The 12,699-nt window shown below is 61.8% G+C and carries 12 protein-coding genes and 2 pseudogenes; 12 read left to right on the top strand and 2 right to left on the bottom strand.

The genetic code is table 11. From position 1 onward, the window contains the following. Positions 1 to 138, top strand: a pseudogene (locus ACQKQD_RS33805) (IS630 family transposase); the annotation flags it as partial. A gap of 12 nt (positions 139 to 150) precedes the next feature. Here ACQKQD_RS33805 and ACQKQD_RS33800 read toward each other — a convergent pair. After that, positions 151 to 303 carry a transposase gene (locus tag ACQKQD_RS33800; RefSeq protein ID WP_427510959.1) on the bottom strand — a complete coding sequence of 51 codons (153 nt, stop codon included), beginning with the start codon at positions 301 to 303 and terminating at the stop codon, positions 151 to 153. Between the two features lie 294 nt (positions 304 to 597). On the opposite strand from ACQKQD_RS33800, the gene ACQKQD_RS33795 reads away from it, so the two are divergent. The 4 genes and pseudogenes from ACQKQD_RS33795 (at position 598) to ACQKQD_RS33780 (ending at position 6,400) form a co-directional block, all read left to right on the top strand. Further along, positions 598 to 2,595: a HAMP domain-containing methyl-accepting chemotaxis protein gene (locus tag ACQKQD_RS33795; protein WP_427510960.1), complete on the top strand. Its 1,998-nt coding sequence runs from the start codon at positions 598 to 600 to the stop codon at positions 2,593 to 2,595. A 359-nt stretch (positions 2,596 to 2,954) separates the two neighbouring features. Next, positions 2,955 to 4,114: pseudogene (locus tag ACQKQD_RS33790) on the top strand (IS3 family transposase). A 587-nt stretch (positions 4,115 to 4,701) separates the two neighbouring features. Then, positions 4,702 to 5,487, top strand: a complete 786-nt coding sequence (locus ACQKQD_RS33785) for a hypothetical protein (protein WP_427510958.1) — start codon at positions 4,702 to 4,704, stop codon at positions 5,485 to 5,487. Beyond that, positions 5,480 to 6,400 carry a DUF6984 family protein gene (locus ACQKQD_RS33780; protein WP_427510957.1) on the top strand — a complete coding sequence of 307 codons (921 nt, stop codon included), beginning with the start codon at positions 5,480 to 5,482 and terminating at the stop codon, positions 6,398 to 6,400. Before ACQKQD_RS33785 ends, ACQKQD_RS33780 begins: the two co-directional genes overlap by 8 nt. Before the next feature lie 193 nt (positions 6,401 to 6,593). On the opposite strand, the gene ACQKQD_RS33775 is transcribed toward ACQKQD_RS33780, so the two are convergent. Then, positions 6,594 to 7,376 (bottom strand): DUF3658 domain-containing protein, encoded by a 783-nt coding sequence (locus tag ACQKQD_RS33775; RefSeq protein ID WP_427510956.1) that lies wholly within the window; start codon positions 7,374 to 7,376, stop codon positions 6,594 to 6,596. A gap of 251 nt (positions 7,377 to 7,627) precedes the next feature. On the opposite strand from ACQKQD_RS33775, the gene ACQKQD_RS33770 reads away from it, so the two are divergent. The 7 genes from ACQKQD_RS33770 (at position 7,628) to ACQKQD_RS33740 (ending at position 12,629) form a co-directional block, all read left to right on the top strand. Further along, positions 7,628 to 8,047 carry a GNAT family N-acetyltransferase gene (locus ACQKQD_RS33770; protein WP_427510955.1) on the top strand — a complete coding sequence of 140 codons (420 nt, stop codon included), beginning with the start codon at positions 7,628 to 7,630 and terminating at the stop codon, positions 8,045 to 8,047. Between the two features lie 261 nt (positions 8,048 to 8,308). Then, complete coding sequence (locus tag ACQKQD_RS33765) at positions 8,309 to 9,412, top strand: serine hydrolase domain-containing protein (protein ID WP_427510954.1); 1,104 nt, start codon at positions 8,309 to 8,311, stop codon at positions 9,410 to 9,412. 213 nt (positions 9,413 to 9,625) lie between these two features. Continuing rightward, on the top strand, positions 9,626 to 10,111 hold the full coding sequence (locus tag ACQKQD_RS33760; RefSeq protein ID WP_427510953.1) for a hypothetical protein: 486 nt from the start codon (positions 9,626 to 9,628) through the stop codon (positions 10,109 to 10,111). Between the two features lie 125 nt (positions 10,112 to 10,236). Next, entirely contained in the window at positions 10,237 to 11,070 is an 834-nt protein-coding gene (locus tag ACQKQD_RS33755; protein ID WP_427510952.1) for a protein-L-isoaspartate O-methyltransferase family protein, read from the top strand. 356 nt (positions 11,071 to 11,426) lie between these two features. Continuing rightward, positions 11,427 to 11,891, top strand: a complete 465-nt coding sequence (locus ACQKQD_RS33750) for a DUF2975 domain-containing protein (protein ID WP_427510951.1) — start codon at positions 11,427 to 11,429, stop codon at positions 11,889 to 11,891. After that, positions 11,891 to 12,127 carry a helix-turn-helix domain-containing protein gene (locus ACQKQD_RS33745; RefSeq protein WP_427510950.1) on the top strand — a complete coding sequence of 79 codons (237 nt, stop codon included), beginning with the start codon at positions 11,891 to 11,893 and terminating at the stop codon, positions 12,125 to 12,127. The genes ACQKQD_RS33750 and ACQKQD_RS33745 overlap by 1 nt, the downstream gene beginning before the upstream one ends. Positions 12,128 to 12,191: 64 nt before the next feature. Beyond that, positions 12,192 to 12,629: a hypothetical protein gene (locus tag ACQKQD_RS33740; RefSeq protein WP_427510949.1), complete on the top strand. Its 438-nt coding sequence runs from the start codon at positions 12,192 to 12,194 to the stop codon at positions 12,627 to 12,629. Positions 12,630 to 12,699: the final 70 nt, after the last annotated feature.

The following is a 12,699-nucleotide window of genomic DNA, read 5'->3' as shown; positions in this document are numbered from 1 at the left end:
CTCCGAACCAGGGCAGCCCGCACCGTCGCCGACTTGTGGACCGCCATCCGGCAGTCGCTCACCCGCGTTACGGCCCAAGAGTGCCGCAACTGCCTCACCGCAGCCGGATACGTAGACGACGTGGCTGTTGCTACATGATCGGGTACGGCTCTAGATCAGATTGCTCATGCTGACCGTGAGTGGGTGGCGTAGATAGCGATCACCCATGCACGCGATCCGTCCCGACCGTTCCTTGACGCCACTACGGTTCTGCGGCGGTCTCAGGTCCGCGAATTGTTGTACTATCGACTCGAGCGGAAGCACCGGGGTCGCTCGCCGACACAACGCGGACTCTTAGTTTATGCTCGGATGCGCTTGGAAGCGGACATCCGTTCACCCTCTAGTTCGCCAGCATCAGACATCGGATGCTTCACTGAATGCGCTTCTCAAAACGAAAGTTGTCCGGACCCTCATTCACTGCTCCTCAAAAACTATTTTGGTATTTCCAGAACGCTTCATCCGATAAGCAACCACAGATAGCAAGCCTTTAACTAACGAAAAAATAGGATTTTGAAGGGATATTCCAGGAGACACAGCCGTGCCGCCGGAGTTCTGATCGTGCCATTTTCAATTCGCTCTCGCCTTTATGCTGGGTTCGGCAGTTTAATAGTTGTCGCTGCCGCGATCGGCGGGTTTTCGTACTATCAGCTAAATACTGTCTCCAATCAGTATGAGGTTCGCGGGAGGTATGAGACGGTTGCGCGCAGTGTCTATTCGGTCAATATTCTGGCGGCCCAGCTGACCGGGGATGCCGAGAAATACCACCTCGCGCCCGAGCCCGAACAGATTGCTCCTATGGAGCGCACCCGGCAAGCCATTGAGGAGGCCGGAGATAATCTGATCAAAGGAGCAATCTCGGAACAGCGCCGGAAGGTCTATGCTGGTATCCGCGATGACGCTCGCGCTATGAAGCCGGAATTGGAGCGGTTGTCCGCCGCCGGGCTTAGCCTCAAGGACGCGAGGGACAAGCTCTTCACTGGTGGCGACGAACTCACCCGTGCTACAGCCGCCTTGGTAGCCGAGGTGCGATCACGCGCTGACGAGACGATGCTGAGCCGGGCTCAAACCGTCGAGAGCACGATGTTGCTGGTCCGAGTGGCTAACTGGCGTTTCCTGGCAACCTTCGACCCCAAAGGACCGGCCACGTTTGCCACTAACGTGTCGAAGGCTGAAGCTGCTATGAGAGCGCTACGGGATATTGACGGCAGCGCGTCGTTCTCATTGCGAATCAAGGCCGTGGACGCTGCGCTCGCAAATTATTCAATCAACTTTCAGGCTACGGTTGCAGCAATAGCGGCTTCGAACAATGCGTTCGAAGCCGGCATCAAGCCTCACACCGATGCCATCACAACGTCCGCTACAAATGTTCGTGAAAACATCAAAAGCGCTGTAGATGAGATTGCCGACGCTACGGCCACATCTGTGGCGAATGCCCGGCTCATTTTGGTGACTCTCGTTGGCTTGGCTCTTACGGTCGGTGGCGTCTTGGCCTTCCTGCTGGCGCGCAGCTTCATCAAGCCTATCGCCGGTATGACTGCGGCCATGAAGCGACTGGCCTCCGGGGAAAATGCCGTGGAGATCCCGTCTCGCGAGGCGACAGACGAGATGGGTGATATGGCCCAAGCCGTCGAGGTGTTCCGCCAGAATGCCATCGCTCGGGACGAACTCGAAGCCGCTCAGATTGCCGAGCAATCGGCGCGCCAGCGTCGAGCCGATCGCGTCGACGCTCTTGTGAAGTCCTTCCAGCAGAAGGTCGCAAGTTCGTTGCACATCGTCACGTCGGCCGCGACAGAGCTGGATGCCACCGCCCGGTCAATGACCGATGTAGCCGACAACACCAACAGCCAGGCTTTGGCGTCGAGCGCGGCCGCAGAGGAAACATCGGCCAACGTGCAGACTGTGGCAGCGGCGGCGGAGGAGATGGTCGCCTCGCTTCAGGAGATCGAACGACAGGTAATCCGCTCTAACGAAGTTGCCGGCACCGCGGCCCACGAGGCGGAGGCCACCGGCGCCGCGATGACGGCGCTGGGCTCGGCGGCCGAGCAGATCGGTGCAGCCGTGACCACGATCTCATCGATCGCTGCCCAGACCAACTTGCTGGCCCTCAACGCCACAATCGAGGCAGCCCGAGCCGGGGATGCTGGCCGGGGGTTCGCGGTAGTCGCCGCGGAGGTGAAGGAACTGGCGGCGCAGACGGCTCGAGCGACGGAGGAGATCGGTGGCCAGATCGCGGCGATCCAGGGGGCGACCGTTCATGCGGCAGAGGCCATTCAGGGGATCGGCCGAACGATCGCGTCGATCAACGAGGTCTCCAGCATGATCGCGTCGACCGTCGTCCAGCAGACCGCCGCGACGGGCGAGATCTCGCGCAACGCTGGCGAGGCGGCGCGCGGTACGCAGGATGTGTCGGCGAACGTAGCGCGTGTTCTGACCTCGGCGGGTGCGACCGGCAGCGCCGCGACACAGGTGCTGGGCGCAGCCGCTGAACTGGCCACGCAATCGCTGAACGTCAAACAGGAGGTCGACGCCTTCCTGAAAGACATTCAGGCGGCATGAGGAACGTGCCGACCGTCGACGGAGGTCATTATAAGTTTTCGATGGGCTCACAAAGGAGTTGTCGGTCCAATTTGGGACCTAGCACCGTCGAAGAGGCCAAACGTAACTCCGTGACATGAGGGCTAAGAAGTTGTCGTTTCTGGGATGAGCGACTGTCTGACAATCCGCCGCTTTGAGGAACCGTTCACCTCGGAGCGGCTGGCAGGCTCCCCGCCTAACTGAGACTTTCACGGCACTGTTTGTCGAACCGGATATCGGACACCCATCGTTTCGATAGGTCCAGCGGGAGGTTGTGACCTGACCGGCTGGCTTTGGACCGGGCTGATTGAGAGGATCAGCCAGGACCGAAGGAGTCGGACATGCGGCGAGGTCAGAAGACGAGCGCGGAGCAGGTGGTGCTGAAGCTGCGGCAGATCGAGGTGCAGACAGCCCAGGGCAAGAGCTTGGCGCTGGCGTGCAAGGAGGCGGAAATCTCCGAGCAGAGCTACTACCGCTGGCGCAAGGAGTACGGCGGTCGCCAAGTCGATCAGGCCAGGCAGATGAAGGATCTCGAGCGCGAGAACGTGCGGCTGCGGCGGCTGGTAGCCGATCTATCCTTGGTGGGTCAGGTGCTGGCGGACGTCGCCTCGGGAAACTTGCAGCCCCCGAGCGACGCCGGCAGGCGGTCGACGGGATCCGGAAGAAGTACGGCCTCTTCCGAACGTCACGCCTTCCAGATCGTCGGCCAGCACGGTCGGCACGCAACGCTACGTGCCGACCGTGCTGGCGGACGAGGATGCGCTGACCCAGGCCATCATCGCCCTTGCGTGCGAGTACGGGCGCTATGGCTACCGACGCGTCACCGCGCGGCGGCAGGGTGGCAGGTGGGCAAGGACCGGGTTCATCCTTCGAGAACCTCAGGATGAGGGCATCTGGCGTCGCGAGGGGCTGAAGGTCCCGCAGAAGCACCGGCCGCGCAGCCGGCTTTGGCTGAACGACGGCTCTTGCGTGCGGCTGCGTCCGCTCCACCGCAACCACGTCCGGAGCTTCGACTTTGTGCAAGCGCGGACCTACGACGGACGCTCGCTCCGGGTCCTGACGCTGATCGACGAGCAGAGCCGGGCTTGTCTGGCGCTGAAGGTGGCGCGACGCATCAACAGCGTCGGCGTGATCGAGGCGCTTTCCGACGCCATGTGCCTGCACGGCATCCTGAAGCACATCCGCTGCGATAATGGCCCTGAGATGATCTCCAAGGCGTTGCGCAAATGGGCCGCCAAAGCCGGAGCACAGATCCAGTACATCACGCCGGGCTCGCCGTGGGAGAACGGTAACTTACGAGAGCTTCAACGGCAAGCTTCAGGATGAGTGCGTGAGACAGGAGATTTTCTACTCGCTGAAGGAGGCACAGATCGTGATCGGTCTTTGGCAAACGACCTACAACCGCGTCCGGCCGCACTCGTCCCTGGGCTATCGGCCGCCCGCGCCTGTCAGCTACCCGGATCTGGCCTTCCGGCTACCCATGGCCGCTACCATGCAGTAGCCTCTCACTCGGCTCGGTCCAAAATACCGGTCAGGCCACAGGGTCGGACGCGCCGCTGCGCAGCCCGCTCACGTATCCAGGCCGCGGGCGAGTTCGAGACGTAGGGCTCTCTGATTCGGAGGTAGGGCGGACCGAACTCGAAGGTGAGCATGCTGCCTTGCCCCCGCTGAATGCCCCAGCAAGGCAGGTCGATCAGGGGTTCGAATGCAGTCGTGATCACGTCGTCCATCGGGTCAAGTGTGACAGCCCGCTGACCGTCTGCAAACCACCCATTACCGACACAGAACAGCAGGCCTAAGATGGTGGCGTTGTCGAGGAGAGGGTGGCGTGTGCAACTCGGTCATTGCCCAAGGACGTGAGTATGGGACGCCCAGAAAGCTTGCAGCGTTTCTGAGAGGCGAGGACCGTCTTGTTTGGCAAGGTGTGAACCCATTCGCACGTTGGCCGAAGGGTAAGGATTGGCACGATCTTGACCTGTGCCTGTGCGGCATTGACCTTGCCGCGACACTCAGCAAGGCAGGTCTGCGGTGGCATCGGGGCGATGATGATCCGATGGAGTACATCGTCGTCGACTTAGGGTGACCGTTATGATCATCGAGCGCCATGTCAGCCCGGACAGCATGCTGACCTTCGTCGTCGAGCGCCTTGATGACGGCGCAACTCTGCTTGGCTTCGAGCAGGGCGTGTGGCACACCTACCCGAGCCTGCTGGACCGCGAAGACGGGACCACCGACGAGGCCGCCATGGGGGCGTACATCGACCGCTTGCTGTGCGGAGTCGCCGTCGTCGGGGTCCGGCGCAAGGGTGGCGCGATCGTGGACGCCCGGGTCATCGACCACCCCAAATTTGAGGTGGAGGCGCTCGCCGAGGGGGAGACGCTGGAGATGCGCCACTGGGACGGCCGCCCGTGGTCGCCCGCGTTGGCGGAGGAAAGCATCTTTGCCGAGGTGCTTGGCGGCCTCGAATTGCTCCAGCACTTCGGGGAGATGCCGAGCTTCCACGATGGCGAGATCCTCGGCCTGCACCTCGACCGCGACGGACCGAGCACCCTGCGTGTGCACGGCTGGATCACCACCGACCGCGTCGGCCCGGACGGCACGCTCGTGCTCGAACGCCACGCCGTCGTTACCTTCACCATACACGGTGTCATGGACCTGCGCCTCGACGGCTTCAGCCGTCAGAACGTCATCGGCGGCCTAATCCTGCGCCGCGCGCCCGACCGGCCGGAGCGCCGGAACTACCTCGCCTTCGACCCCACCCCTGACGACATCGAGATAGAGCTTGAGCCCTGCTACGGGCTCGACGGGCTGATCCGCGCCCGCTCGGTCGCGATCACCTTTGAGCCCGGCGAGCCGGGAGCGCAGGATGCCTGACGCGGGCGACGACGACGGTCTGGCGTTGCACATCGGCCGCGTGCTGCGCTGGATCTGGGACCCGATTGGCCTGGGCGCGCGCGGACCGGAGGACGAGTACGACGCCTACGTGCCCGACCTCGTCACCCTGACGCGCAACACCACGGTATTTGAGGACGTGCTCGCAGCACACCTCGCGCGGACCGAGGCCGAGGCGATGCGCCTGACGCTCCCGCCCGCCAAGCGCACGCGGGCGTCCCGCGCGCTGCTCGGCCTGCGCGAGGCGCGCCAGCGCAAGCCCGATCGCCTCGCCGATCTGTGGTTGAGTCCGGACGGGCTACGCTGCGCCTGGGTCTTTGAGACCCCCGGCGGGCTGTATGCCTACGAGGAAGGCGTCCTGCGGCACGAGGACGATGAGAACGGCCCGTGGTCGCGGTGGGACGGCACGGGCCTGGGCCGGTCCGGGCTGTACGACACGGCCGAGGCCGCCGGGAGGGAGGCGCGTGCCGTGATCGGCTGGCTGCGTGGCGACCTCACGGCTTCCGCATCCGTCGCGGTCCCATGGAGCGAAGCGATCCAGTGGCGCCCTCTGGATCCGAGGGAGCGGGCCGTGCTCGACCGTCTGCTGACCACCGCCTTCCCCGGCCGGGACAGGCTGGCCGCGCAGGCCCGGACCGCCCTGGTGCGCCGGATCGATGATACGGGCAGCCTGCGGTTTCGAGTCAAAGGCGCACTCGCCATGGTGGTCGGGCGCGTCCCGGCCGAGGGCCGCTATCTGGAGGGCGACGACCCGTCCGGGCCTGGGGTTAACCTGCTGCTGCACGTCGTCGGCGGGCGCCTGCACGAGTTGGAGGTCTACAAGGACGACGGCATGCCCATCCGCGTCGGGCCGTTCAAGGTGCCGCCGTATCGGATCACGGTGTCGGCGAATTGATGTCCGTTTCCACCCCAATCAGCCATCCTGCTTCCGACCCAACCCGGCCGCCTGGATCGCCATCGGCGCTTCCCACAAGCGGACAATTGTTGGCCACGCGGCAACTTCGACTCGCGTGGGAAAGCACATGGGGCGTCCCACCGAAAATCAAACAGGAAACGGCCCGCGGACGTAAGCGCGCCTCAAACCTTGATCACTCAACCGCCGGCAGCCTTATGCAAGACGATCGCTCCCAGGGATCACCCTCGGCAAGGAGCCGACCTTGCTCGACGAGGGCAACAAGGCGCACCTGCAACATCAAGTCGCCAACTTGGCTGTAAGGCTCGGAAATTTCTCCAAAGGCTCGACCTATGACGCTGGCAACGGATTGCCATTCTGTAGTCACTTGCGCCTCGATAACCGGATCAAAGTGGTCAATTGTCGTTGAATTTAAGCCTGCTTCCGCGATGATCCGGAACGCTGCGTTGTCAGATCGAAGATGCTGCCATTGCTTCTGCTTCTCATGATTTTCTTGCGCGGTCATGAGAATTTCTTGACCAAAGAGCGGCTTGAGAGCATCCGCTCCCATGACCGAAACCGATTGGGGTTGGTATATAACCGTTGAGCCGTCGCGCCTTGTCGCCGAAACCTGCCGTCCCGTCACGTCAATGATATAAAAGGGGCGTTCTCCAAGCCAGTCATTCAAGGCGAGGAAAAAGCAATATTCTGAAGCAGAATGCCGACTGAACCAGACGACCGGATAGTCGTCCGTTGTGGCGATACGCTCCCAGAACCGATTAAGGTCAATCTCAATTTCTGGCCCATCGTACCACTGACTCCACCATGCTGCCCGCGCAGCAGGATCAAGTGGGTGGATAGGCCCACAACTAAGATCGTCCCGGAAGCGAAGCACCTCATTGTCCAGACCCGCGTCGCGCAGCGCCTGACTGATGCTACCGCCCGCTGAGTCACTGGGAGCGATGTGTAAGGTGCTCATATCGATCAGTTAACATAGCGTCTTGTCCTTCAAAAGCCAAGCAAATAGCCTAGATTTTGAGCGTCAGCGCTGGATCATGAGCGACCGGGAAGGCGATAGCTGCTCTCATGCATTGCTGCTCCTATGTGGACGGGCAGGGGTCCACCCCGAGCGGTCATTCTGCTGGCGACCCAACTGAGCCGTTCGCCGCGCCGTTGCCGCTTCCCGAAAGCAGCCGTTGAAAATGGGCGAGGTTGGAATAAACTTACGCCATGGCGATTCGAGTTGTCATTCCTGAAAGTCCGAGCGAGGCGGATCGCGACGCCGTCCTAGAGCCGTTGCGCGCTTATAATGCTTCTCAAGTGGCAAATCCTCTTCGCCGCCCCGTGGCCATATTATTGGTCGACGAGGACGGGGCCCATGTGGGAGGACTTTGGGGGAAATGCACATATAATTGGCTGCACATAGAATTTCTTGCAATACACGAAAATCACCGAGGTCGCGATTACGGAACAATGATTTTACATGAGGCTGAGCGCCTAGCTATATCTAACAATTGTATTGGAATTTGGCTCGATACGTTCGAGTTTCAGGCTTGCGGTTTTTACGAGAAATTGGGTTTTGAGATATTCGGAAAGATTGAGGATCATCCCATTGGGCAGCATCGATTTTTTCTTTGCAAAAAATTTTAGGGAATGGCGCTTATTTGCCGACTCCGAGAGCGGCCGAAGATTGGTGCGGCCACAGCGGACAGTCTCGGTCGATTTAAATAGGACCCTTGGACGTCCTGCGGGATTTTTCTAGAGCAGACATTCGCCGGCTGCGTTCGCATCCTCTCGATCAGTTTACTTGCATTCGTGCAGCCAATTTTCTTTCATGTCCCCAAATAAGGAATCTGTCTTTTGGCCCATAATCTGAGCCGTCGTCAGACGCTCTTGGGGGCGGGAGCGTTGATGATGGGGCAGCAAGTCCCGAGCGCGAAAGCAGCCGGAGTCGGCGAACTGTCGATGTCTTCGCCGCAGGACGAGGGGTTCGCGGCCGACATCGGGGTGGTGCTCGATCAGGCTATCGCCGCGAAGCGGATATGGAACGTCCACGGCCTCGTTGTGGTCCGAAACGGCAAGGTCGTCCTTGAACGCTATTTCGAGGGCGAGGATCGCGAGCGCGGTCGCGGCCCCGTGGGACGAGTGGCCTTCACCTCACAGACGCTCCACGACCTGCGGTCCTGTTCGAAAAGCATCGTCGCCCTGCTGTATGGCATCGCTTTAAATCAGGGGAAGGTCCCCCCTCCGGAGGCCTCGCTTTTCTCCGCCTTTCCAGAACATGCCGACCTGGCAGACAAGGACGACCGGGACCGCCTCAAGATCTACCACGCGCTGACGATGACGATGGGGACCGACTGGGACGAGACCAGTTTCGACTACCCGGACCCGCGAAACAGCGAAAATGCGATGGATGCCGCGCAGGATCGATACCGCTACGTGCTCGAACGCCCCTTGATCCAGACGCCGGGCACGCACTGGACATACTGCGGCGGGGCGACGGCTCTACTCGCGCGCATCATTACCAAGGGCACCGGCAAGAGATTGCATGAGTATGCCCGAGAGGCCTTGTTCGACCCTCTGGGAATGGGGCCGACCAATTGGGTCGCTGGCATCGATGGAGAACCGTTTGCTTCCTCCGGGGCACGCATGACGCCTCGTGATCTCGCACGGATTGGCATGCTGATGCTCAACGGCGGGAGAGTGGGCGAGCGCGAGGTCGTACCCGCCGCATGGTTGACGCGCTGCGTCACGCCCGCCGTCAGCGCCGATGAGGCACGTCGCTACGGCTACCAGTGGTTCCTCCGTGATGTTGCCTTTGGTCGGCCGAAGGGTTGGGCCCCAGGTCGGCTGGAGCGCATGTGGGTGGCACAGGGCTATGGCGGGCAGCGGATGTTCATTATCCCGGCTCTGCAACTGGCCATCGCAGTTACATCGGGAAATTATGGACAAGAAGAACAATGGAAGCCGCCAACACGCATTTTGAACGATGTTATCTTGGCAAATTTGCAGTAATCGCGCTTGAGAACATCAGCAACGATCTGACCGCTCCATCGTTCATACGAGATTGTGAACGATCGGTTGGGGCGGTCCGCTTCTGCGCCGTCGCTACCCGAATGCAGAGCAGCCGCAAACCACCCGCTGCGGCCGATCCGTGCGGTTTGGTTGGAGTGCATCCCAACCGGACCTGACTGACTACGGCTTGGATGGCGCAAGGGGTATGGGGACATGTATATCCTCAAGTCAGGTATCAAGAAAAACCCGGGACGACGGTGGGCACTACCTGATCGCATCTTCTTCGGCTACGGTGCATGCCACATTCTCGCAGGGGCCTATTTGGAGCGCCCCCCGCTTAAGAATTTCTACGGCGAACGTATCGTCCCCTTCAGCGAGCAGCCGGGCAACCACATCTATGTGACGGATGGTGTTATCACGTTCGATTATCACGGCTACTCTTTGCGTGAGCGCCTCCTGTCTCACCACAGCCGGGTCTGGCTCACTCAGCGTGAGAGTTGGATATGCGAGATCGTTCCGGTTGATTTCGACTTACTCTCTACAACGGACTTGAACGAGCGGAAGATGCTAGGACCGGATCAGTATCTGCACGATGCCGTGCCTCGTGCACGAGCGTTCATCGAGCGGAGGGATCATGCGGCAGCGGCTGCAAAGGCTCGCTCAAAATCGCAGTGGGTGCAAGTCAGCAAGGGTTCGTGACCTACCGGAAGCGACAGTCTCCTTGGGGTACACTCTAACCAAACCGCACGGATTGGCTGCAACGGGTGGTTTGCAGCAGGTCGGGTTTCGGGCAGGCTCGCGATGTCGCAGACGTTGACCGCTTCATGACCCAGCATACCAACATCAACGAGGTACGCGCCTTCCATGCGAGGTTGATGGCGGTCGCCAGCGGCTCCGACGACCACAGGCTCGAACGTGTGTTCGCGAGCGTCCCGCGAGAGGCGTTCCTCGGTGCCGCCCCCTGGAAGATCAGGGTCAACGAGCGCTACGTCGAGACGCCGAGCGCCGATCCTGTCTTCGTCTACCAGAACTGCCTTGTTGCCCTCGACGCCGCCAAGGGCATCAACAACGGCGAACCGTTCCTGCACGCGCGCTGGCTCGGCGCTGCTGCTCTGAAGGGCGGGGAGACCATCGTTCACATCGGGGCGGGGACTGGGTACTACACCGCGCTCCTGTCGATGCTGGCCCTACCGAACGACCACGTACATGCCTTCGAGATCGAGCCGACACTGGCACGTCGAGCATCTGACAACCTCGCACCGTTCGAGGGTGTGACCGTCGTCCAGGGCGATGCGACGGAATTGCCCCTGCCGGACTGCGACCTGATCTACGTCAACGCGGGCGTCGCTTCACCACCCGGTCCTTGGCTGAAGGCGTTGCGGCCCGGCGGGCGGATCGTCTTTCCCTGGCGGCCCTCGAAGCAGCTCGGGGTCGCTCTGATGCTGACGAGAGCCGAGGCGAGCTTCAAGGTTCAGCTTCTGGGGCCAGCGTGGTTCATCCCCTGCGTTGGCGCATCGGACCCGGTAGGTTGCGTCAAGGCCCCGAGCCTACCGCAGGCCCGTTCCATCAGCGCGGCGTGGCTGACCGAGGATCGAGCGCCAGACGACACTGCCGTCGCTGTGTGTCGGGATGTCTGGTTCTCGGACAGATCGGGATAGGGTCGGACGCCGCAGGTGGGTCGCGACCGGCCAGAGGCACCGGTCTGAATAGCGTGCACCTTATCCGGACCAGAGCCTCCGGCAGATGTCGACCCAACCTCGTCACTCAACGCGACGAGCATGGTGCTCGTAAGCGGACGATCGCTTTTCTCATAAATTATTGTTTGACAGAAAATTATTGAGAGGCGATAAGGCGATCAGCACAGGTCGTCCCGATGCCGAACATCATTCCAATTGTGCCTTTGCCAGCACCACCTACAAATTGCTTGGAGCACCACGTAGCCCTGCGCCGATGGGGCCGGTGGCTCGCTCTACTTTTCAGTGGCCTGCTTGGCCTCGGCTTAGCGTTCGCTGGCTTGGTACTGACCCTCGGGCTCGCGGGCGGAGGGGTGTTTCTCTGGCTCGCTCCTGGCGCGGCCTACATCGGCTTGGCCCCTACCGACATACCGGGCCTCGTCCGGTTCGGTGATCTGCCCACGCTAACCCGCTGGGCCTACGCGGCCACGTTCGCACTGAACTCTATGCCCGCCCTTATGGTCTTGGCCGAACTACGTTGTCTGGCCCTCGCTTACGCGGAGGGTATCGCTTTCGGCCTCGATGGCGTGAAGCGTCTTCGCCGCGTTGGCTTTTGCCTCGTTGCCTGTGCGTTCACCCCAGCTATCGGGCATGGTCTCGTCCTACTCGCAGGACACGGCGTTGATCTCGACTGGCTGCACGCCTCCTCGCTCTACGCCCTCGTGCTGGCCGCTTTTGCGATCACACTCGCCGAGGTCGCGCGGGTCGGCCACGCCATCCAGACCGACCGGGATGGGTTCGTCTGATGCCGATCGTCATGCGCCTCGATGTGATGCTGGCCAAGAGGAAGCGCCGCTCGAAGGATCTCGCCCGCGCCGTCGGCATCACCGAGGCCAACCTTTCGCTGCTGAAGTCCGGCAAGGTGCAAGGCATGCGTTTCTCGACCCTGGAGGCGATCTGTCGGGAACTCGCCTGCCAGCCCGGTGACCTGCTGGAATACGAGCCCGATGAGGCCGCCGAGCTGATCCGCCAAATCGGCTGAGCCAACTTTCCTTCGACCAAACTCAGCACTGGCCGCCAAGGGCGGCGGAACGGGGACGCATGCCATGATGGGATCTTGGTACCCTGCAATCTCGCGTGCGACGGCCGCACTCCTGTTCATGGCAGCGCTGGGTGGCTGCAATGCGCCGACGAACCCGCGGGCCAAGGTCGACGTACTGGAGCGGGGGGCAGGGATCGTAACCGTGCCAATCACACTCGCTTCGCTCCGTCCCATGGTCGAACTTGCTTTCACCCGGCCGGACGGCGGCGAGCGACGCGCGCTAGCTTGGGTCAACATGGGTGCACCTGCGCCGGTCCTGTCGAAGGCGCTCTACCGCGAACTCGGCATGGAACGCGGTCACCCCCTTGCCATTCGCGTCGGCGACGTGCGGATCACTGTGTCCGCCGACGCTGTCGTCGACGGGCCGGGCGATCTGGACGGCCGTGATCTATTTTCGCTCCTCTTCGCACCACGAACGGTCGTGTCCCTGGATGTGGTGTAGCTCGCCGGTAGCGGGAGAGCCCGCCTGCGCGCCCTTCACAGCGCTGTAGCAGGCGGGCTCTCTCGCGGGG

Source organism: Methylobacterium sp. NPDC080182 (assembly GCF_050281105.1).
GTDB lineage: Bacteria > Pseudomonadota > Alphaproteobacteria > Rhizobiales > Beijerinckiaceae > Methylobacterium.
Note: the sequence above shows the minus strand (reverse complement) of the source record. Positions and strands in the feature narration are given on the sequence as shown.

Coding starts and splice junctions, on each gene's coding strand:
- ACQKQD_RS33785 (WP_427510958.1), top strand. CDS start 4,702: ATGATCATCGAGCGCCATGTCAGCCCGGACAGCATGCTGACCTTCGTC.
- ACQKQD_RS33780 (WP_427510957.1), top strand. CDS start 5,480: ATGCCTGACGCGGGCGACGACGACGGTCTGGCGTTGCACATCGGCCGC.
- ACQKQD_RS33775 (WP_427510956.1), bottom strand. CDS start 7,376: ATGAGCACCTTACACATCGCTCCCAGTGACTCAGCGGGCGGTAGCATC.
- ACQKQD_RS33770 (WP_427510955.1), top strand. CDS start 7,628: ATGGCGATTCGAGTTGTCATTCCTGAAAGTCCGAGCGAGGCGGATCGC.
- ACQKQD_RS33765 (WP_427510954.1), top strand. CDS start 8,309: ATGATGGGGCAGCAAGTCCCGAGCGCGAAAGCAGCCGGAGTCGGCGAA.
- ACQKQD_RS33760 (WP_427510953.1), top strand. CDS start 9,626: ATGTATATCCTCAAGTCAGGTATCAAGAAAAACCCGGGACGACGGTGG.
- ACQKQD_RS33755 (WP_427510952.1), top strand. CDS start 10,237: ATGACCCAGCATACCAACATCAACGAGGTACGCGCCTTCCATGCGAGG.
- ACQKQD_RS33745 (WP_427510950.1), top strand. CDS start 11,891: ATGCCGATCGTCATGCGCCTCGATGTGATGCTGGCCAAGAGGAAGCGC.
- ACQKQD_RS33740 (WP_427510949.1), top strand. CDS start 12,192: ATGATGGGATCTTGGTACCCTGCAATCTCGCGTGCGACGGCCGCACTC.